We start from the raw sequence: 21761 nt of genomic DNA, 5'->3' as shown, positions 1-21761 counted from the left end.
GCCCAGGCCATCGTGGCCCTTCGCATTCCGCCCCCGGCTTCCGTCCGCGGGGCCGTCGCACGAAGGAGAGTCATGCTTCACCGCCATATCGGACCCTACGACACCACCGCCATCGGTCTGGGCGAGATGCCCTTGACCATTGAGAACAACCTCGGCGAAGACAAGGGCGTGGAGACGATTCACGCCGCTCTTGACGCCGGATGCCGCCACATCGACACCGCATGGGCCTACTACTGCTCGGGCGGCGAGGAGCAGACGGGTGAGAAGCTCGTCCGCCGCGCCCTCGACGACTGGAAGGGCCCCCGCGAGGAGGTGCTCGTCGCCACCAAGGTCGGGCACTATCGCAACTTCACCGACGGGCGCCCCACCTGGGACGTCGACGGCCGCCCCGAAAGCCTTATTCGTCATGCCAAGGAGTCCGCGCTCGCCCTGGGCGTCGACGCCATCGATCTGCTGTACTTCCATCGCCCCGATCCGAAGGTTCCCTACGCCGAATCCATCGAAGCCATCCGCCAGCTCGTCGACGAGGGCGTGGCGCGGACCGCCGGCGTGTCCAACGCCTCGGTGGAGCAGATTGACATCGCCCATGACGTCCTGGGTGACAGGCTCGTGGCGGTGCAGAACCAGTTCTCCCCGATCTGGAGACAGACCCGCGACACCCTGGAGCATGCCCGACGCATGGGCCTGGCCTTCGTGTGCTGGAGCCCTCTGGGGGGCTACCGCAAGCCGAAGAAGGAGTCGCTTTTCGACCCCTTCCGGGACCTGGCCGCCCGCCATGGCGTGAGCTACCAGCAGGTCGTGCTCGCCTGGGAGCTCGCGCAGGGCGATCACGTGTTCGTCATCCCGGGAGCGCACCGGCCGGCCACCATCCTCGACAGCCTGAAGGCGGGCGATCTGCGTCTGGGCGCCGAGGAGCTCTCCGCGCTCGGCTGAGGCGCGGAGCCGGCGACGCGTACGATGGGGCCCATGAGCGCACCAGCGGAGGGACGCGATGAGGACGGGATCATCGACAGCAGCCCCATATCCCCGGTCGACGAATGGGGCAACCCCATTCCCGTGACCTTTCCCATCGCCCTGTCGGCGGAGGTGCGCGTCGTCTACACCACGCGCCTCGGAGGAGTGAGCGACGGCGATTACGCGGACTGCAACCTCGGCGCGCATGGCGGAGAGGACGTGATGAAGGTCACGGCCAACCGCATGGCCCTCTCCCGCACGATCGGGGCGCCCATCACGCTTGTCAGCCAGGTGCATTCGGCCGTTGCGGTGGACGTCGACGCCAGCCGTTCGCGGGAGTCGGACTTCGGATGCGACCTCGTCGACGACGGCGGGAGCGTGATTCGTGCCGACGGGCTGGTCTCCTCGACCGTCAGATCGGCCCTGGGAGTCTTCGCCGCCGATTGCATGCCGGTGATGCTGTGCGACGCCGAGGCCGGGGTTATCGCCGCCGCCCACTGCGGACGCAGGGGCCTGATGCGGGGAATCCTGCGTTCGACGGTGGACCTCATGGTCTCCCGGGGCGCCACGCCGCAGGGCATCGTGGCGACGCTGGGGCCTCGAATCTGCGGGGACTGCTACGAGGTCGGCGGCGTCATCGCGGACGAGTTCGACGCGCGCTTCCCCGGGACCTTCACCGTCACCCGCTTCGGAGGACCTGGCATCGATCTGGCGGCGGCCGCCCTGCAGGAGCTCTCCGCCGCCGGCATCCCCCGCGACAACCTCATCGACTCGCGTCCGCGCGTGGCGGCGGCGACGAAGTACCTGTCGCAGGACGAGGAGCTGGCGAGGCTCTGCCGCGAGGACGGTGAGGGGGATCCCGACCTCTCCGTGCGCATCGCCGCCATACGCCACGGCATGTGCACCCTGGAGAACCCCCTGTGGTACTCGCATCGGCGCGCCTTCCTGGCGGGCAAGGCGCATGAGGGACGCATGCTGGCTCTTATCCTGCGCGAGGTGTGACTCCGGTCTGCATCCGTCAGACGTGGAACGCTCCCGCTTTTCGCCGTGCCTCCGTCGCCTCGGCCGAAACGGAGCCCTCGACGACGGGTCGGCGACGTCCCGATAGAGGGAATTCGGTGCAGAATGACCTGCGCGTCGCGGGGCGTCATCGTCGGCCTCCTACTGTGGAGCGCATGAACGAGAAGACTTCGGGTGAAGGACGCGCCATGGGTTCCCCACCCGCCATTCCGGTGGTTGCGGTCGTTCTGGCGGCCGGGTTCGGCACGCGCTTCGATCCGGACAGCCCCAAGCAGCTCGTGACCCTGAACGGCCGGCCCATCATCTGCTGGAGCATCGAGGCCTTCGAGGCCGATGACAGGGTCACCGACGTCGTCGTCGTGGTGAACCCGCAGGTCCGTCCCGTCGTGGAACGACTGGTGGACGAGTGCGGGTATCCCAAGGTCAGAGCCATCGTGGACGGCGGACCGCGGCGTGCGGACAGCACCATCAGCGCCCTGCGGCTTCTCGAGTCGGCGGGCATACCCGCCGGCGCGAAGCTGCTCATCCATGACGGGGTGCGGCCCTTCGTCTCCACCCGCTGCATCGACGCCTGCGTCGACGCCCTGGATGGGGTCGACGCCGCGACCGTGGCCGTACCCTCCACCGACACCATCCTCGTCACCGACCTCGTCGGCGACCACAGGGTCATCAGCGACGTTCCCGACCGGTCCGGGATGTACCGGGCCCAGACGCCGCAGGCCTTCCGCTTCGGCACGATCCGGCGGGCCTACGTCCTGGCCGCGAACGACCCGGGGTTTGCCCCCACCGACGACACCCGCGTGGTCGTCGACTATCTGCCGGGCCATCGAGTGGCGATCGTGGACGGCGACTCAGACAACATCAAGATCACCACGCGCGATGACATGCCGGAGGCCGAGCGCATCGCCCGGCGGATCGACATGGTGCGGGGGACCTCGTCCTTCACCGAGCATGCCGCGGTCCGGATGGGGAATCCCCTCGCCGCCGCACACCGGGGCGGAGAGCCCGGACGGTCGCCGGTCGGTGGGGCGGTGGGGGAGAGGCGCCTTCCATGAGCCGGATCAGCGTGGTCGTGTCCGGGTTCGACCCCTATGAGGGCGTGAAGGCGAACCCGTCGCTCCAGGTCCCGTGGAGGCTTGCCGCGGAGGGCATCCGATCGGATGACGGACTCGATCTCGACGTCCATGAGGCCGTCCTTCCGGTGAGCTTCTCCGAGGCGTGGCCGGCCCTGTCCTCGGTCGTCACGCGCGTCGATCCCGTCATCGTCATCGCCACGGGGCTTAAGCGTTCGGCCCGGGGAATCGAACTTGAACGATGCGCCACCAATCTCATGGAGTACCGGCACGCCGATGAGGATTCCGGCGGCGTCCGTCGTGAGCCGGTTCGTTCCGACGGCCCCGCCGCCTACTGGACCAGGCTTCCGCTGAGATCCGTTCTGAGGGACTTCTCGCATGACGACATCCCCGCGACCCTGAGCTCCGACGCCGGGACCTGGGTGTGCAACTCCCTGTTCTATCGGCTGCTGGACTGGACTCATTCCCGCGGACGCGTGCTGGCGGGGTTCGTCAGCCTTCCGCCCGTTCCCGCCGGTCCGGATTCGCCAGGGCTGACGGTGGACCGTCAGACCGAAGCCCTGAGGGACGTCGTGAGGATGACCGTGCGGCACTGGCTCGGCACGGGGGAGGACGTCCTCGTCTCCTAGCATGTCCGGGGGTTCCGGTGATCGGGGCCGCGCACCGATGGGGGCATGCCTCGAATCCCCGGGCGTCGGCGGTCACGGCGAGTGCGGCGTCCACGGACGCGTGGAGGCGTCGCGTCATCCCGAGGGCGGCCGTTCCGCGGAGTCCCCGGCATCCGGTGCTCCCCCGCGCGTCGGCGATGATGGGACCATGATGTGTGGGAATACGTGAGATTGGCGGACGCGCCGTTTCCCACGACTCCCATGCGATACAGTGCAATCGGTTATTGGTTGCGGGGTGCCCGGCACCCGCGATGAAAGGACTTAACATGGTGGATCGGTTCCCGATCGTGCTGCGGGGCTATGACAAGGACAAGGTCGATGAGGCTTTCATCTCGGCCCAGGAGACGCTGACCAGGCTGCGCGAGCAGGTGCGTTCCAGCGACGAGGCGATCCTCCAGCTCCAGGCGAAGCTCCAGGAGGAGAAGACCAAGGCCAGCAAGGCGGGCAAGTCCAGCACCTTCGCCTCGCTGGGAGCCAACGCCCAGCAGCTGCTGGCCTCCGCGGAGCAGACCAGCACCGAGCTCATCGAAAGGGCCAAAAGGGACGCCGCCTCCATCCGTCAGGCCGCCAAGGCCCAGGCGCAGACCCTGCTCAACAACGCTCGCCTCGACGCATCCCACATCATCGCGGACGCCAAGACCAACGCGGGGTCCATCATCGCCAGGGCGCAGAGCGAGGCGGATACCGCCACCACGGGCGCGAAGAACGACGCCGCCCAGCTGCGGGCCCAGACCGAGAAGGACGTCGCCGAGCAGCGCGAGACGACGAAGCTCGAGCTGGAGAACGCCCGCCAGGAGCATGCCAAGAAGCTCGCCTCCGAAAGGGCGGCCCAGGAACGCGAGCTGTCGGAGCTCAAGGCCGGAACGGCCAAGTGGGTCGCCGAGCAGCGCGAAACCGCGAGCAGGGAGGTCGCGCAGCTCAAAAGCGAGACCAACGACCAGATCGAGGCCGCGCTCGCCGACGCCAACAAGAAGCTTGCCGACGTGCGCGAGCAGGTGTCCCGCATGATGACCGAGGCGCAGCGCCGGGCGTCCGAGATCACGGATGCCGCGAAGTCCAAGGCGCAGGCGATCAGCGACCAGGCGGAGGTGCATCGCACCACGGTGATCAGCAAGGTGAGCTCCGAGGTCGAGCAGATCCGGGGCGACATCGCCGCCCAGCAGGACGAGGCGACGAAGAAGGTGGACAGGCTTCTGGCCAGCCTTGAGGAGCGTCGTGCGCAGACCAAGAAGGAATGCGACTCCCTGATTGCCAAGGCCGCCGACGTGCGCAAGGCCGCTGACGACTACTCCGCTCAGGTGCGCGGTCAGGCCGATGCCCAGGCGGCGGCGATCCTCGACAAGGCGTCGAAGGACGCGGCGCGGCAGATCGAGGAGCGTCGCGAGGCCGCCAAGTCCGAGCTCGAAGGGCTGGAGGGCCATATCGCGGAACTCCAGCAGCGCGAGGCGATGATCACCCAGCGCGTGAGCGAGCTGCGCAGCATGTTCGTCAAGGCCTTCTCGGGCTTCGACTTCGCCGGGGACTCCGAGGCCTCGCAGGACGGTGCATCCGGTCAGACGCAGGAGGCCGGAGGCGCCGTCCCGAGCCCCGGCGGCGCCTCGATCGAGGAGCAGGACGGCGGCGAGGACCGGGAGTCCGCCGGGGAGATGACGACCGTCATCGCCCCGGGAAGCGTGGTGGATGCCGTTGCCTCTCAGGTCGCGCATTCGGATGATTCGGAAGGGGACTGACATAGTGTCGATCAACGCATTGGACGAGAACCGGCTTGACGCGCTCCGCGCACGATTCGAGGCGGATCCCGCGCGGCGTCTGGCCATGAACGCGGTCACCGTCGCCGGGATCCAGAGCGTGGCCCGCAACTACGACAGGTCGCGCCGGCTGCAGCGGCGCTTCTCCGTCAGCCTTGATGACGGTCAGGCCACCCATCAGGACCGCTCGGGGCGCTGCTGGCTTTTCAGCTCGCTGAACGTGGCGCGTTTCATCGCCCGCAGGACGCTGAAGGTCAAGGAGTTCGAATTCTCCCAGAACTTCGCGATGTACTACGACAAGCTCGAGCGCATCAACTACTTCCTCGGCGACGTGTCCGGTCTGGTCCGCGCCGGCGAGCCCTCCGACTCCCGTCTCATGCAGCATCTGCTGCATGACGTGATGGGCGACGGCGGTCAGTGGACCATGGCTCTCAACGTCTATCGCAAGTACGGGGCCGTTCCCAAGGACCTCTATCCGGAGACCGCCTCCTCCCGGAACACGGGGGAGATGAACGTCCAGCTGCGCCGCCTGCTGCACACCGCCGTGGGCCGCATGTACGCGGATCCGATGCGCATCGACGAGATCGCCGCCTCCACGCTCGAGGCCGGCCATCGGATGCTCACCATCCATCTGGGTGAGCCCCCGGAAAGCTTCGACTGGGAATGGACGGACACTGACGGTGTCTTCCACCGCGACGGGGAGACCACTCCCGTGGAGTTCTGGAATCGATACGTGGACGCCGGGCTTGAGGATTACGTGTGCCTCGTGGACGATCCCCGTCCGGAGCATCCCAAGGGTCGCAAGATCGGCATCGAGCATCTCGGCAATGTGGCCGGTGGAGCGCCGACGGAGTACCTCAACGTGCCCAACGCCTTCATGAAGGACTGCGCCCGACGGATCCTCACGGAGCTGTCGCTTCCCGTCTGGTTCGGAGCCGACTGCCATCCGATGATGGACCGGGAGCAGGGGGCGTGGGCCACCGACCTCTTCGAGTATGGACGGGTGTACGGGGTCGACTTCGATCTCGACAAGGAGGAGCGCGTGCGCTTCGCCGATTCGGCGATGAACCATGCCATGGCCTTCGTCGGCGCGGACGTCGACGACGACGGAACGACCACCCGCCGCTGGCGCGTGGAGAACTCCTGGGGTGATGGCGTCGGCGACAAGGGATACTTCACCATGTCCGACGACTGGTTCACCGAGTACGTCTACGAGATCGCCGTTCCGCGGGACATGCTGCCTGCGGACTACCGGGCGGCGCTTGACGGGCCGGCCATCATGCTGCCGGCCTGGGATCCGATGGGGGCGCTCGCCCGCTGAGGTCTTCCGAGGCCTCGTGTTTCCTGAGGACGCCGCCGGTACGCGGAGAATCCGCACCGGCGGCGTCCTTCATGGGGACCGCGTCGGTTTGGTGGCCGGACCTTCCGCTATGGTGGTGGTTTCGTGCGCCGGCGGCGCGAAGGAGGCGGACGCAGCGATGGTGGAGCTACGGGGACCTGGAAGCTCGCAGGATGCGGGACGGCTGGGAGACAAGGCCGTCTTCCCGGAGACTGTGGACGTGAACATCCGCCAGCTCGACCCCATACCCGCCCCGAGGGCGTTCCTCAGGGAGCTTCCGCTGACGGACGCCATGAGCTCCCTGGTCCTCGGCTCCCGGCAGGCCATCCGCGACATCCTGCACGGCAGGGACGACCGGCTGCTCGTCATCGTCGGCCCCTGCTCCATCCACGATCCCCGGGCGGCCCGTGACTACGCCTCGCGGCTCGCGCCGGTGGCGGCGGAGCTGCGGGACCGCATCCTCGTGGTCATGAGGGTGTACTTCGAGAAGCCTCGGACCACCGTCGGCTGGAAGGGTCTGATCAACGACCCGGACCTCGATGGACGCTTCAACATCCGCAAGGGCATGTGGCTGGCGCGCAAGGTGCTCACTGACGTCCTCGCTCTTGGCTTGCCCGCCGCCACCGAGTGGCTCGACCCCATCACCCCGCAGTATCTGTGCGATCTGATCAGCTGGGGCGCCATCGGCGCGAGGAACACGGAAAGCCAGGTGCACCGGGAGCTCGCCAGCGGGCTGTCCATGCCCGTGGGCTTCAAGAACTCCACGGACGGCTCGGTGAGGACTGCAGCGGACTCCTGCTTCGCCGCCGCCTTCGAGCACCACTTCCTGTCCATCAACCTCGACGGGCGCGTCATCTCCGCCGAGACCAAGGGCAACCCCGACTGCCATGTCGTGCTTCGTGGGTCGAGCCATGGGCCCAACTACGACCGCGTCTCGGTGGCCGAGGCCCTGAAGGAGCTGCGGGAGTCGAGAGCCTCGAGGCCGAGCGAGCGCGGGCTGGTCGTCGACGCCGCCCATGGCAACTGCGGCAAGGACGAGGTGCGCGAGGCCGTCGTCGTCGAAGAGCTCGCCGCCCGCATCGCGCAGGGCGAGCACGGGATCCTCGGCGTCATGATGGAGAGCTTCCTGCTGGGCGGACACCAGAGGCCGGCGCCATTGGACGATCTCGTGTACGGCAGATCCGTCACCGACGCCTGCATCCCCTGGGACCGTACCGAAGGGCTGCTGAGGCTGCTCGCCGGAGCCGTGAGCGTCCGGCGCGCGCTGAAGGACTGATATGGCGGGCTGAATACGGCATCACCTTGAGCCGGGAAGGGGCGAACCGGTTCCGAACACGTCGATGCTCCGGGCGGGACACGGTTCAGGCGCGTCGTTCGCCGTCCGCGGCCCTTGGGTCCGGCCTCCTCGCGTCCGGTCCTATTCTGGGAGGAAACGTAAGGAGAAGGCATGCAGCAGCAGGAGTCCCCATCGACGTCGTCGGGGTCGGACGTCAGGGCGGCGCTGTCCGTCGGCGACGTCCCCCTCAACACGCCCGAGGAGCTCAGGGCGATCCATCAGGCGGTGGCCGAGGGGAAGAACCCCCTGGTGGCCACTGACGTTCCTCGCTGGGAGGACGAGGTCGGCGTCAGCCGCATCATCAACCGTCGCGTGCTTGAGCTCGAACCGCTTCCGACGCCCGCGCAGGTGCTGTCCGACCTGCCTCTGACATCGGTGGCTCAGGAGACCGTGGCATCCTCGAGGGATGAGATCCGTGCCTGCCTGTACGGGCAGGACGACCGTCTGCTGGTCATCGTCGGCCCCTGCTCCGTGCATGATCCGGCTGCCGCGCTCGATTACGCGGAGCGTCTGGCCACGCTGCGCGGGGAGCTCGACGACCGTCTCCTCATCGTCATGCGGGTGTACTTCGAGAAGCCGCGCACGACCATCGGCTGGAAGGGGCTGATCAACGACCCCGACATCGACGGCAGCCATAGAATCGCCAAGGGTCTTCTTCTGGCCAGGAGGGTTCTGCTGGGCGTGGTCGGTCAGGGGCTGCCGGCGGCCACGGAGTTCCTTGAGCCCACCAGCCCGCAGTACCTCGCCGATGCGGTGAGCTGGGGGGCGATCGGAGCCAGGAACACCGAAAGCCAGATCCACCGTCAGCTCGCGAGCGGTCTGTCCATGCCCGTGGGTTTCAAGAACGCCACGGACGGATCCGTCAAGGCCGCCATCAACGGTTGCTACGCCGCGGCCCAGCGTCATGCCTTCTTCGGCATCGACCATCTGGGGCGCGCCTGCTCGGTCCAGACCCTGGGGAACCCCGACTGCCATGTCGTGCTGCGGGGGTCGAGCCACGGCCCCAACTACGACGTCGCCTCCGTTCGGGCGGCTATGGAGGCCATCCACCAGGAGATGCCCGCCGATTCGGCCGCGAGCCACGGTCTGGTCATCGACTGCTCCCACGGGAATGCCGGCAAGGACGAGCATCGTCAGGCCGCCGTCGTGCGTCATGTCGCATCCCGGATCGCCAGCGGGGAGACGGGCATCACGGGGGTGATGATGGAGAGCTTCATCGTCGGCGGCAACCAGAAGGCCGCCCCGTTGAGCCGCCTGACCTATGGACAGTCCATCACCGACCGCTGTCTGTCCTGGCCCGACACCGAGGATCTGCTCAGAACCCTCGCCGACGCGGTCTCGACGCGACGCTGGAGCTGACGGATGACGCCGGCGGCGCGTATGGCGGCGCATGACGGGGAATGACGACGGGGATCACCGACGACACGAGGAACGGAGAGGCGATGACGGGAACGATGGATGAAGGCAGGGACCGGTGCGGAAGGTCGGACGTCCGGGATGCGGCGCGCATCCCCACCGTCGCGGTGATCGGCGCCCTCGAGGAGGAGACGGCTCTCATCGCCGGGCGTCTGCGCCGGGCGTCGACCGCGTCGGGGGCGGGCATCGAGGTCGTCGACGGACTGCTTGACGCCGCATCCGGAGGCCTCGTCCACGTCGCGGTCACGGTGGGGGGAATGGGGCTGGTCAACGCTGCGGCGACGACGCAGCGGCTCATCGACGTCCATCATCCCGATGCGGTCATCTTCTCGGGCATCGCCGGCAACCTCAACCCCGACCTGCATGTCAACGACGTCGTCATCGGTGGTACCGTGCGCTATCTCGACACCGATATGAAGCTCGTGTCGCAGTGGGCGCCGAAGCTGCAGGAGTTCCGTTCCGACGACCGTCTGGTCGCCCTCGCCGACGAGGTCCTCACCTCCCGCGGCATCCCTCACATCACGGGGATCATCGCCTCCGGGAACCGCTTCGTCGACACCGATGAGCTCCGGCGTTCCGCGGTTCTCCAGACCGGCGCGGACGCCGTGGAGATGGAGGGGGCCGCCGTCCTTCACGTCGCGGGGCGCAACCGGGTCCGCGGGCTGGTCATCCGGGCGTTAAGCGACAACGCGGACACGGCGTACGACGAGTTCTCCACCTTCGACGTCTCCCGTTTCGCCGACACGGCCGCCGCCGTGGCCACGGACATCCTTCGCCGGCTGGATCCGACGACGCTCGGGTCCGGACGGTGCGCCGAACGCGCGGTGCAGGGTTAACGGAGGGGAAACTTTCGACGACCCCTTCGATCAGCGGCGGGTGCCCCCGCTAGTCTGGGCTTACAGGGAGGTGTCCGGATGGATTCCACGCTGACGCCCGTCGTCGTCGCCGCGGCGTGCCTGGCCGTCGCGGTTCTGGCCTTCGCCCTCGGCAGAGTGGCGGCGAGGCCCCCGGCCGCGCCCGCGGGATTCGATGGCGTGGACGCGACGACCCCGACCCTGTTCGGTGAGGGCGTCGACGTCGGTGAGGCCGAACGGCATCTCGTCGAGGTGATGCCACTGGCGATGATGCTGGTCGGCGCCACGGGCATCGTGCGATACGTCAGCCCCGCCGCCTCGGCCCTGGGCGTGGCCCAGGGGGGGCGGCTCGTCGCCCCAGAGGTCGAGGACATCCTCGCCAGAGTGGTTTCCGACGGAAGGGTGCGCGAACGGGAGGTCACCGTCACCCGTCGTCCGCGTGCGGACAGGGATTCGGGCCGTGGCGTGCCCGCCGGACAGGGGCCGGCAGGTCGGTCCGCGCATCTGAGCGTCCGGGTGGGGCCTGTCGCCCCGGACCGCTTCGCCGTCTTCATCAAGGACGTGAGCGAGCAGAGGCGCTTCGAATCCATGCGACGGGATTTCGTCACGAACGTCTCCCATGAGCTCAAGACGCCGGCCGGGGCCATCTCGCTGCTCGCGGAGACCATCAGCGACGCCGCGGACGATCCCCAGGCGGTGCGGTACTTCTCGGGACGGGTCTCGACCGAGGCCCGGCGTCTTATCGAGCTGGTGGGGCATCTGATCGACCTTCAGCGCGCGGACATCGCCAACCCGCTGCTGAGCATGGCTCCGGTGCCCGCCCTCGAGATCGTCAGGGATGCCGTCTCGCAGAACATGGTGCAGGCGAAGGCGAAGCACATCGACATCCGGATCTCGCTCGCGGGCCGCTCCGTGGACCTCCTGGCGCCGCGGGAGGGATCCGTCGACGAGGGGTCCGGGCGATGCGCGGTCATGGCGGACCGGGAGGCCATCACGACCGCCGTGAAGAACCTGGTGGAGAACGCCATCCGGTATTCGGAGCAGGGGACGACGGTGGGCGTGGGCATCGTGCGCTCCGAAGCGAGGGTGATGATCCGCGTCGTCGACCAGGGCATAGGGATTCCGGCCGAAGCCCTGGGGCGGATCTTCGAAAGGTTCTACCGGGTCGACCCGGCGCGCTCGCGCGAGACGGGGGGGTCGGGCCTCGGTCTGGCGATCACCAAGCACTGCGTGCAGGAATGCGGCGGCCGCATCAGCGTGTGGTCGCGCGAGGGCGAGGGGTCCACCTTCACCATCGACCTTCCCGCGGCGGAGGGATGCGACGGGTCCGCGGCATCGGGGGCCGGGTCCGCATCCGTCGTCGGTGCGGCGGCCGTGGATTCATCTCAGGCGGACGCTTCCGGCGTCGTCACGTCCACGGGTCCGTCCTCGGAGGGCGCCCAGGGCTGCGCATCCCCCTGCGCGCCACATGCGGGGACCACGGCGTGAGGCGGAACGGGGACGCTTCGGATTCCTCCGGTTCGCGCGTGCGGGAGGGCGGACGCGGGCCGCGGCTACCATGGATGACGGATCCCATGTTCCCGGCCCCGGATCAGGTCGCGCAGAGGGAAAGGCAGACATGACGCGCATTCTCATCGTGGAGGACGAGGAGTCGTACCGCGAGCCGCTGGTGTATCAGCTGACCCGGGAGGGCTATGACGTCTCGGCGGCCGCCACGGGGGAGGAGGGTCTCGACCTGTTCACGCGTGGCGGGATCGATCTGGTGCTGCTCGACCTCATGCTGCCCGGACTGGACGGCACGGCGTTGTGCCGCAGGATCCGCGAGCAGAGCCGTACGCCCATCATCATGCTCACAGCGAAGGGCACGGAGATCGACAAGGTGGTCGGGCTCGAAATCGGCGCCGACGACTACGTCACCAAGCCCTATTCCTTCCGCGAGCTTCTGGCCAGGATCAGGGCGGTGTTGCGTCGCGACTCCATGCGCCAGGACTCCCAGAACCCCTCCGACGACGACATCCCCCTGACCTGCGGCGGCGTCTCCATGCTCGTGGGGCAGCATCAGGTCATGGTCGGCGGCCACACGGTCTTCTTCCCGCTCAAGGAGTTCGAGCTCCTCGAATACCTCCTGCAGAACAAGGGGAGGGTGCTCACCCGCCATCAGCTCATCGACAGGGTCTGGGGTTCGGACTACGTGGGCGACACCAAGACTCTGGATGTCCACGTCAAGCGCGTGCGGGCGAAGATCGAACGCGACCCGTCCCATCCCGATCTCCTCACGACCGTGCGTGGCCTCGGATACAAGGTCGACGATCCCCAGGCCTGATGGCGTGGGCGCCCCCTTCGCCGTGCGCTTCCATCGGGTGATCGTCCTTCGGGTCCCGTCGCGTGATCACTCGCCGCGTCCGCAGGGTGGCGTCCGTCCCGCCGTGTCCGCGACCGGCCCGGCTCCACGGTCCTTCGGCATCGGCAATCCCGGCGGATGACGAGGACGACGACATCAGCAACTGTTCATCTTCCGTTCACCCGTCATGGCGGCCCGCGCCCCGACGCCTTTCTAGGCTGGAACTGTCATGAACCACAGTGTGCCGTGGTGGTGATGCCCGGGGCGGGTCCCCAGGCGGTCCAAGGCACATGGCGCCGCAAGTCGCCGAAGATGACAGCAGAAGCAAGAAGAAAAGCAGAAGCAAGAGGGAAAGCACAAACATGCGCAACAATGTCCTCGTTCGTTCGATCGCCGCGGTCTCCGGCCTGGCGATGATGGCCACGCTCGCCGCCTGCGGCGACAACACCTCGTCCTCGTCGTCCTCGTCGTCGGCCACGGCCACCGAGACGATCTCCGGGAACTTCTCCGGCGCGGGCTCCAGCGCCCAGGAGTCGGCCGTCGAGGCCTGGATCGCGGGCTACACCGAGAAGAACCCCGACGCCAAGATCGCCTACAATCCGACGGGCTCCGGCGCGGGCGTGAGCACCTTCCTCACGGGCGCCACGGCATGGGCCGGGTCCGACGCCTCCCTCACCGACGACCAGGTCACCCAGTCCAAGACCGTGTGCGCCTCCGGCACCGCCTTCGACATCCCTGTGTATATCTCCCCGATCGCCATCGTCTTCAACCTCAAGGGCATCTCGGGCAAGAACAAGCACCTCAACCTCGACGCCGAAACCATCGCCAAGATCTTCGACGGCAAGATCACCAAGTGGAACGATTCGGCCATCAAGAGCCAGAACTCCGACGTCGACCTGCCCTCCACCTCGATCACGGTCGTGCACCGCTCCGACAAGTCAGGCACCACGAAGAACTTCGTGAGCTACATCAAGGACGCCGCGGGCAGCGCCTGGAGCTATGAGGTCGGAGAGAACTGGCCGAACAGCGTCGGCCAGGGCGCCAAGGGCACCGACGGCGTGATCAGCACCGTCAGCCAGGCCGATGGCACCATCGGATACGCGGACGCCTCCAAGGCCGGCGATCTGGGCACCGTCTCCGTCAAGGTCGGCGACAGCTACGTGGCCTATTCGGCCGATGCCGCGGCCAAGGTCGTCGACGCGTCCCCGCTCGACAGCTCCGTCAGCGGCGACAACCGCGTCGTCATCAAGCTTGACCACACCACGACCACCAGCGGCGCGTACCCCGTCGTGCTCGTCTCCTACGACATCGCCTGCCCTGCCTACAAGGACACCAACACCGCGAAGTTCGTGAAGTCCTGGCTGACCTACGTCGTGAGCTCCGAAGGCCAGCAGACGGCCGCCGACAACGCCGGTTCCGCTCCGATGAGCGACACGCTCCGCGCCAAGGTGACCAAGTCGATCGACGCCATCGTCACCAAGTGACCCCATGCGCGGCCGGTGTCCCTCCGGGGGCTCCGGCCGCGCATCCATCCTGGCCCCGCCGGTGCAGGGGCCTTGAGAGCATCGGTACGATAATGTGTGTGAGTCGGGGACCGGCCGCCGGCGATGCGGAGAACGACGACCATCGCTGGACATGACCGGGTTGCATAAGGAGAATCCTTGAGTTCGCAAGACACGAAGTCGTCATACGGCGCAGTGGACGGACGAACCGCCGACAAGGTCTTCAAGGGGGTCGCCTACGGCTGCGGCATCCTCATCCTCGTCGTGCTGGCGGCCGTCGCGCTGTTCCTGCTCTTCCGGGCATGGCCTCTGATCGGCGGCGACCAGAAGGACAACGCCGCGGTCGTCGAGTCCTTCACCGGAGGCAACGCCCACAACTTCTGGCAGTACGTCGGCCCTCTGGTCTTCGGGACGGTCCTCGTCGCCGCCCTCGCCCTCGTCCTGGCCTTCTTCGTGGCCGTGGGGATCGCGCTGTTCATCTCCCACTACGCGCCCAAGAGGGTGGCCGCGGGACTCAGCTACATCGTCGACCTTCTCGCCGCCATACCCTCCGTGATCTACGGCCTGTGGGGAGGCATCGTCCTGGTGCCCGCCATCGCCCCCTTCTGGAACTGGGTGGCCAGTTACCTGGGATGGATTCCGATCTTCGCCGGTCCCTCGGCCAATCCCCCGAGGACGGTGGCCACGGTGGCCGTGGTTCTCGCGGTGATGATCCTGCCGATCATCACCTCGATGTCCCGGGACATCTTCCTTCAGACGCCCCGGCTCCAGGAGGAGGCGGCGCTCGCCCTCGGGGCGACCAAATGGGAGATGATTCGACTCGCCGTCCTGCCGTTCGGACGTTCGGGCATCATCTCGGCCTCCATGCTGGGTCTCGGCAGGGCCCTTGGAGAGACGATGGCCGTGCTCATGATCCTCTCCCCCGGACTGACGTATTCGGTGCGTCTGCTCAGGGCCTCCCAGAACCAGACCATCGCCGCCAACATCGCCGCGCAGTACCCGGAGGCCGACAGCCTCGGCGTGTCGACGCTTATCGGCACCGGCCTGGTGCTGTTCCTCATCACCTTCCTGGTGAACTTCGCGGCACGCCGGATCACGGAGAAAGTGAGCGCGCAATGACGACCGCATCGACGACGACTCCCCAGGGGGAGGACAGGGCGCCCGCCATCGACTTCTCGCGCTTCGCTCCGACAAGGTCCTATGTGGCCGCGCGCAAACGCCGCAGCGCGGTGATGGCCGTGCTCATCACCCTGGCCTTCGGCATCGCTCTGATCCCGCTGGTCTCCGTGCTGTGGACGACGATCAGCCGCGGAATCACGAGGCTGAACCTCAACTTCCTCTCCTATAACATGACCGGGGTCGTCGGAGGTCGTCCGACGCCCTCCGGAGGGTACGGCGGCATCCAGCACGCCATCATCGGGACGCTGGAGGTCACGCTGGGCGCCATGGTCATCTCCGTCCCGATCGGCCTTATGTGCGCGGTCTTCCTCATTGAGTATGCAAAGAAGGGCGTCCTTTCGCGATCCATCTCGCTGCTCGTCGACGTCATGAGCGGCATACCCTCCATCGTCGCCGGCCTGTTCGCCTACTCGATGTTCACGATTCTCTTCGGGCCGGGCACCATCACCGGCTTCGAGGGATCCGTCGCCCTGGCGCTGCTCATGATTCCCACGGTCGTCAAATCCAGCGAGGAGATGCTCAAGATCGTGCCGAACGACCTGCGGGAGGCCTCGTTCGCTCTGGGGGTCACGAAGCAGAGGACCATCACCAAGATCGTGCTGCGCACCGCCCTTCCCGGCATCGTCTCCGGGGTCATCCTCGCCATCGCACGAGTCATCGGGGAGACCGCGCCTCTGCTCATGACGGCCGGCTTCATCGTCTCCACCAACTTCAACCTGTTCTCCGGACAGATGACGACCCTGCCCGTGTACGTCTACCAGGAGTACAGCAAGCTCCGTGCGACCTGTCCGGCGACGGCGGACGCCAGCTGCATCGCGACGATTCCGGTGGAGAGGGCCTGGGCGGCGGCTCTCGCCCTCATCATCATCGTGCTGCTGCTCAACCTCATCGGCCGTCTCGTCGCGAAGATCTTCTCGGTTCCGACCGGACGCTAGAGACACGCGGAAACAACGAAGGAAAGACACAACGACATGGGACAGCGCATCGACGTCAACCATCTGAACATCTACTACGGCGACTTCCTCGCCGTCGAGGACGTCAACATCGCCATCGAGCCCGACAGGGTCACCGCGTTCATCGGCCCCTCCGGATGCGGCAAGTCGACGGTGCTGCGCACGCTCGACCGCATGCATGAGATCATCCCCGGGGCCCACGTCAAAGGCGAGGTCCTCCTCGAGGGACGCAACCTCTATGACCGGGACGTCGACCCGGTCGCCGTCCGTCGGGACGTCGGCATGGTCTTCCAGCGACCGAATCCTTTTCCGACGATGTCCATCAGGGAGAACGTCCTGGCCGGTGTGCGCCTCAACAACCGCCGTCTGAGCAAATCCGACGCCGACGATCTGGTCGAGTGGGCGCTGCGCGGCGCCAACCTCTGGAACGAGGTCAAGGACAGGCTGGACAATCCCGGAACCGGTCTGTCGGGCGGACAGCAGCAGAGACTGTGCATCGCGCGCGCCGTCGCCGTCCACCCGCAGGTGCTTCTCATGGACGAGCCCTGCTCGGCGCTCGACCCCATCTCCACCCTCGCCGTGGAGGACCTCATCAACGAACTCAAGAACGACTACACCATCGTCATCGTCACGCATAACATGCAGCAGGCGGCCCGCATCGCCGATTTCACGGCCTTCTTCAACCTCAAGGCCGTCGGGCAGCCGGGGCATCTGACCTACTTCGCCGATACCACGACCATGTTCAACAACCCCCAGAACGAGGAGGCCGAGAGGTACATCTCCGGCCGATTCGGCTGATTCGCGACGTTCCGTCGATGCGGCCCCGAGGACTCCGGTCCCCGGGGCCGCGCGCATTCGCGGAGGCGAGTGGCCCGGCGGGATGCGAATCGCGGAGGGCGACGATTGCGAAGGATGCGGATCGGACCGCGATGCGGAGGCATGGCGAGCCGGTGACCCTTTGGACATCGCCCGGTGCTACCCTCAGCCCTGTCGGTCCGACCCGACGCACCGAAGAGAATGCGCGGCCCTGCCGCGCGACGAAGGGAAAGGGAGAAAGAGTCCATGGAGAAGTTCTTCCATCTCAAGGAGAACGGGACCACGGTATCCACAGAGATCACCGCCGGTCTGACCACGTTCTTCGCGATGTCCTACATCATCATCGTCAATCCGCAGATCCTCGAGAAGACCGGAATGCCCTGGGGCGGCGTGTTCCTCGCGACGATCATCGCGGCCATGGCGGGCACCCTGGTCATGGGCCTGTTCGCCAACGTCCCCTACGCGCAGGCCGCCGGCATGGGCCTGAACGCCTTCTTCACCTACACCGTCTGCCTGGGTCTCAAGTTCACCTGGCAGGAGGCTCTGACGATGGTGTTCATCTGCGGCCTCATCAACATCATCATCACCGTGACCAAGATCCGGAAGATGATCATCGAAGCCATTCCGGAGTCGCTCCAGCACGCGATCGGTGGAGGCATCGGCATCTTCGTCGCCTACGTGGGCATGCTCAACGTCGGCCTCATCAACTTCAAGTCCGGCGTCCCGGCCCTGTCGAACTTCAACACCCCCACGCTGTGGGTCTTCCTCATCGGTCTGCTTCTCGCCATCGTCCTCACGGTGCTCAACGTCCGTGGCGGTCTGCTCATCGCCATCATCGTGACGGCCCTCGTCGGCATCCCCTTCGGCGTCACCACGATGTCCAGCTCGGTCTCCATCAGCGGCGCGTTCTCCCAGCTGCCGCAGACCTTCGGCGCCATCTTCACCTCCGCAGGATTCCCGGCCCTGTTCTCCGACCCCGCGAAGCTGCCGCTGGTCATCGTCACCATCTTCGCCTTCTCCATGTCCGACACCTTCGACACCATCGGCACCTTCATCGGCACCGGCCGTCGCACAGGCATCTTCTCGGACAAGGACATGAAGGACCTGGAGAACGGCAACGGCTTCAGCTCGAAGATGGACAAGGCCCTGTTCTCGGATTCGATCGCCACCTCCATCGGCGCCATCTTCGGCACCTCCAACACCACCACCTATGTCGAGTCCGCGGCCGGCATCGGCGCTGGCGGGCGCACCGGTCTAACCTCCGTGGTCGTCGCCATCTGCTTCGCGCTGTCGGCGTTCCTTGCCCCGGTCATCTCGGCGGTTCCCTCCGCCGCGACCGCCGGCGTGCTCGTCCTCGTCGGCTGCATGATGGTCGCCAGCCTGCGGGAGATCGCCTGGAACGACATCTCCGAAGCCATCCCGGCGTTCTTCGCCGCCGTGTTCATGGCCCTGACCTACTCCATCTCCTACGGCATCGCCGGCGGCTTCATCATGTACTGCCTGGTGATGAGCTGCAAGGGCAAGGCGAAGCAGGTCCATCCCGTCATCTGGGTGGTCTCCGCGCTGTTCATCATCGATTTCGTGGTGCAGGCGCTTCTCTAGGATCATTCGCGTCGGTCGTTGCGCATGGGGGCCGCCTCGGCGGCCCCCATGCCGTCCTTGAGGACGGCATCCGCCAACACGCCGTGGAGGATCGGCCGGATGGCGTGTAAAATGAAGCCGTTGTCACCAAAGACCGTTGGTTGGGGTTCGTCTCCACGAATCCCCGAAGCCGGGTTCCGGGCCACCGCAGGTTGAGTCAGACGCGTCGCATCCGGCGACGTCGCGTGCCTTCGCCTGCAGGCGAGGGCTTTTTCAGTTCTCGTCAGTTCTCGGGCTCCGAATCCGATTCCGCCTCGGTCGTATGAGGAAGGAACGCCATGAAAAGGCCCGACAAGGCAGCGGTGATCGCCGAGCTCACGGACAGATTCCGCGACTCCGATGCGATCTACCTCACCGAGTACCGCGGGCTTACCGTACCGCAGGTCTCCGACCTGCGGGACAAGCTAGGCCGCGATACCTTCTATTCAGTGGCGAAGAACACCCTGGCCCGCATCGCGGCCAAGGAGGCCGGAATCGAGGGGCTCGACGAGCTTCTCAAGGGCCCCGTCGCGATTACGTTCGTCAAGGGTGACTTCGTGCAGGCCGCCAAGGTTCTGCGCGACTTCGCCAAGACCAACAAGGCCCTCGTCACCAAGGGCGGTTTCGCTGATGGAACCGTCTATGACGCCGAAGGCTTCACGAAGCTTGCGGATCTCGAATCCCGCGAGGTTCTTCTCTCCAGAATGGCCGGAGCGCTCAAGGGCACGATGGCCAAGGCCGCGTTCCTCTTCGTCGCTCTGCCCACCAAGGCGGTGCGCACGATCGACGCCCTGCGCGAGAAGCAGGAAAAGGCCGCCTGACCCGCTCGGGACAGCCCGCGCGAAAACCGTTCATCACACCGCACCATCACATCAGGCAGCCGGGAAGTACCCGACGGCCGCAATCGAAAGGAAGCCATCATGGCCAAGCTCTCTACCGATGAGCTGCTCGACGCGTTCAAGGACATGACCCTCGTCGAACTCTCCGACTTCGTCAAGGCGTTCGAGACGGAGTTCGACGTCGAGGCCGCCGCCCCCGTCGCGGCCGCGGCCGCCGCTCCCGCCGCCGCCGCCCCGGAGGAGGAGGAGAAGACGGAGTTCGACGTCGTTCTCACCGCCGCCGGCGCCAACAAGATCCAGGTCATCAAGGCGGTCAAGGCCATCACCTCCCTGGGGCTCGCCGATGCCAAGAAGCTCGTCGATGGCGCGCCGAAGGCCGTTCTGGAGAAGGCCAAGAAGGAGGACGCCGACAAGGCGAAGGCTCAGCTCGAGGAGGCCGGAGCCACCGTCGAGCTCAAGTGAGCCTCGCGGCATAGCCGTCTTCCGCGTTCCCCCATCCGGTTTCTCCGGGTGGGGGAACGCGCGTTTCAGGCTTTCGGCACAGCCTCGCGTGCCGAATCTGCGCGGATGGATTGCTATCGTCGTCATCGTGACGGCGAGGCGGCATACTGGATAATGGTGTCGCAGGATCGCATTCTGCCACGACGAAGGGAGGCCGTGCGGTGGTCAGCAGACAACGGGTCGCACAGCAGTGGATCGTCAGAGCCAACGGAGTCGAATGCGCTCGTGTCCGGCAGGGGAGAAGCGTCGAGATCGGTCGGCGTCCCATCCGCCCGATCGCCGACGACGGTCATGAACGGGTCGAGATCGATGATGCGGATCGGTCGATGTCGAAGCGGCACGCACTGGTCACCGTCGGCCCGACCGGTTCGGCGGTCGTCCGCGATCTGCATTCCACCAACGGGACGTTCGTGGTCGGATCGGAGGGCGGTCTGACGAGGCTTCAGCCCGACGTTGACTTCCTGCTTTCCACCTCTCCGATGCGGCTGCAGTTCGGCGACGTGTTCATGGACTTCATCCGCGTCGAGGAGCGGAACGACGGCGAGGATGCCGCGCCGGTCAGGAATCTGTTCGGATCCGCCTCTCCGGTGCAATCCTCGGCGGGACCCGATCTGGCTTCGCTTCCGGTTGATGACATTCTCAATGTTCGGGTCGGGGAGCCCACCGTGGTCTTTCGAACGGCGGACGCTCGCCGATCTCCGGAGGAGCGGCGTTCGGATGCGCCTGAGACCGCGCAGGGGACGACACCTCCGGGCAGGTCGTCGCCCGCCGCCGATGCTCCCGCCCATGACGGCGTCGGCAAGGCCGTCGACGATGCCGTCGAGGAGGCTGTGCCGGAGGACGCGGTCTCACTCTCCGAAGACGCCCCTGCCGATTCGGAGTCGGCTGATGGGTCTCAGGCCGGTTCCGGTCCCGCCGTCGATTCCGTTTTGGCGCCAATTGACGACGCGTCAGCCCCGGATGCCCACCAGTCCTCCGCATCCTCGGTTCCCCTGATTTCGCGTTCGATCGGCGTGAAGGCCGAGCCGCGCGACCTTTTCGCCGACGCCAAGGCCGTGAAGCCAGCTGATGGCGTCGCATCCGCAGGGACCGGTGCGACCCGTTCTCCTCGCGGATCTTCCGTCGTCGCGGCTGGCGGGTCGACGCACGCGTCTTCTGCGGGGGCGACGTCCGAAGGGACCACGGGCTCCATCGCGCGTCCCGAGGCTTCGTCGCGGTCGTCGTCGCCGGTCGTCCGCCCGTCCGCCGCGTCCAGCGTCGGACTCCCCTCCGAGGGGCCGTCAGGGACGTCTCCGGTCTTCGAGCCCGGATCGATTTTCGCCCGGGTCCAGAAAGGCGAATTCGATGCGGGACGTCCATCGATCAGCGTCGGTGGATTCACCTCCGATCGGGCCATGGTCACCACGGACTACGACGAGCAGTGCGGTATGGCGCGGCATGTCGAGCTTCTGCCGTTCCTGGCGATGAACCCTTCCCTGTACGATGCCCTCTACGACTGGCTGGCACGTCACCGGGACGCGGACATCGATGCCGCTCTCGAGGGTAATCCGGGGTACCGTGAACACCGTCTGTCCGGAAAGAAGTGAGACACCGATGAACGAC

19 protein-coding genes are annotated in these 21761 nt (G+C 66.7%); all 19 read left to right on the top strand.

Annotated elements, in window-relative coordinates; translation table 11 throughout:
* Positions 1-72 precede the first annotated feature (72 nt).
* The 19 genes from RWX87_RS02430 (at position 73) to RWX87_RS02340 (ending at position 21745) form a co-directional block, all read left to right on the top strand.
* A complete protein-coding gene (locus tag RWX87_RS02430) occupies positions 73-933 on the top strand; it encodes an aldo/keto reductase (RefSeq protein WP_314686527.1) in 861 nt (286 codons plus the stop codon).
* Positions 934-966: 33 nt separating this feature from the next.
* The gene (locus RWX87_RS02425; RefSeq protein WP_314686525.1) at positions 967-1956 is read left to right on the top strand and encodes a polyphenol oxidase family protein; all 990 of its coding nucleotides are present in this window, start codon (positions 967-969) and stop codon (positions 1954-1956) included.
* A 173-nt stretch (positions 1957-2129) separates the two neighbouring features.
* Complete coding sequence (locus tag RWX87_RS02420) at positions 2130-3029, top strand: IspD/TarI family cytidylyltransferase (protein WP_314686522.1); 900 nt, start codon at positions 2130-2132, stop codon at positions 3027-3029.
* On the top strand, positions 3026-3676 hold the full coding sequence (locus RWX87_RS02415) for a pyroglutamyl-peptidase I (RefSeq protein ID WP_314686520.1): 651 nt from the start codon (positions 3026-3028) through the stop codon (positions 3674-3676). Before RWX87_RS02420 ends, RWX87_RS02415 begins: the two co-directional genes overlap by 4 nt.
* A 305-nt stretch (positions 3677-3981) precedes the next feature.
* The gene (locus tag RWX87_RS02410; protein ID WP_314686517.1) at positions 3982-5445 is read left to right on the top strand and encodes a cell division protein; all 1464 of its coding nucleotides are present in this window, start codon (positions 3982-3984) and stop codon (positions 5443-5445) included.
* Entirely contained in the window at positions 5426-6784 is a 1359-nt protein-coding gene (locus RWX87_RS02405; RefSeq protein ID WP_399552273.1) for a C1 family peptidase, read from the top strand. The genes RWX87_RS02410 and RWX87_RS02405 overlap by 20 nt, the downstream gene beginning before the upstream one ends.
* Before the next feature lie 157 nt (positions 6785-6941).
* The gene (locus RWX87_RS02400; protein WP_314686516.1) at positions 6942-8078 is read left to right on the top strand and encodes a 3-deoxy-7-phosphoheptulonate synthase; all 1137 of its coding nucleotides are present in this window, start codon (positions 6942-6944) and stop codon (positions 8076-8078) included.
* 171 nt (positions 8079-8249) lie between these two features.
* Positions 8250-9497, top strand: a complete 1248-nt coding sequence (locus tag RWX87_RS02395) for a 3-deoxy-7-phosphoheptulonate synthase (protein WP_314686514.1) — start codon at positions 8250-8252, stop codon at positions 9495-9497.
* 95 nt (positions 9498-9592) lie between these two features.
* Positions 9593-10390, top strand: coding sequence for a 5'-methylthioadenosine/S-adenosylhomocysteine nucleosidase (gene mtnN / locus RWX87_RS02390; protein ID WP_314686537.1), 798 nt, complete (start codon positions 9593-9595; stop codon positions 10388-10390).
* Positions 10391-10468: 78 nt separating this feature from the next.
* Positions 10469-11896 (top strand): ATP-binding protein, encoded by a 1428-nt coding sequence (locus tag RWX87_RS02385; protein WP_314686511.1) that lies wholly within the window; start codon positions 10469-10471, stop codon positions 11894-11896.
* 130 nt (positions 11897-12026) lie between these two features.
* Complete coding sequence (locus RWX87_RS02380; protein ID WP_314686508.1) at positions 12027-12731, top strand: response regulator transcription factor; 705 nt, start codon at positions 12027-12029, stop codon at positions 12729-12731.
* Positions 12732-13111: 380 nt separating this feature from the next.
* Positions 13112-14233 carry a phosphate ABC transporter substrate-binding protein PstS gene (locus tag RWX87_RS02375; protein ID WP_314686505.1) on the top strand — a complete coding sequence of 374 codons (1122 nt, stop codon included), beginning with the start codon at positions 13112-13114 and terminating at the stop codon, positions 14231-14233.
* A 177-nt stretch (positions 14234-14410) separates the two neighbouring features.
* Positions 14411-15370: a phosphate ABC transporter permease subunit PstC gene (gene pstC, locus RWX87_RS02370; RefSeq protein ID WP_314686501.1), complete on the top strand. Its 960-nt coding sequence runs from the start codon at positions 14411-14413 to the stop codon at positions 15368-15370.
* Positions 15367-16365: a phosphate ABC transporter permease PstA gene (gene pstA, locus RWX87_RS02365; RefSeq protein ID WP_314686499.1), complete on the top strand. Its 999-nt coding sequence runs from the start codon at positions 15367-15369 to the stop codon at positions 16363-16365. Before pstC ends, pstA begins: the two co-directional genes overlap by 4 nt.
* A 36-nt stretch (positions 16366-16401) precedes the next feature.
* Positions 16402-17181: a phosphate ABC transporter ATP-binding protein PstB gene (gene pstB, locus RWX87_RS02360; protein WP_314686498.1), complete on the top strand. Its 780-nt coding sequence runs from the start codon at positions 16402-16404 to the stop codon at positions 17179-17181.
* Between the two features lie 264 nt (positions 17182-17445).
* Positions 17446-18801, top strand: a complete 1356-nt coding sequence (locus RWX87_RS02355) for an NCS2 family permease (RefSeq protein ID WP_314686495.1) — start codon at positions 17446-17448, stop codon at positions 18799-18801.
* Between the two features lie 317 nt (positions 18802-19118).
* Positions 19119-19640: a 50S ribosomal protein L10 gene (rplJ, locus tag RWX87_RS02350; RefSeq protein WP_314686493.1), complete on the top strand. Its 522-nt coding sequence runs from the start codon at positions 19119-19121 to the stop codon at positions 19638-19640.
* Between the two features lie 99 nt (positions 19641-19739).
* The gene (rplL, locus tag RWX87_RS02345) at positions 19740-20120 is read left to right on the top strand and encodes a 50S ribosomal protein L7/L12 (RefSeq protein ID WP_314686490.1); all 381 of its coding nucleotides are present in this window, start codon (positions 19740-19742) and stop codon (positions 20118-20120) included.
* 200 nt (positions 20121-20320) lie between these two features.
* On the top strand, positions 20321-21745 hold the full coding sequence (locus tag RWX87_RS02340; protein WP_314686487.1) for an FHA domain-containing protein: 1425 nt from the start codon (positions 20321-20323) through the stop codon (positions 21743-21745).
* Positions 21746-21761: the final 16 nt, after the last annotated feature.

Origin of the sequence: uncultured Bifidobacterium sp. (assembly GCF_963540075.1) — a bacterium.
In the GTDB taxonomy this organism is placed as follows: Bacteria; Actinomycetota; Actinomycetes; order Actinomycetales; family Bifidobacteriaceae; genus Bifidobacterium.
The sequence above is the reverse complement of the archived record's forward strand: the minus strand, read 5'-3'. Positions and strand labels throughout refer to the sequence as shown.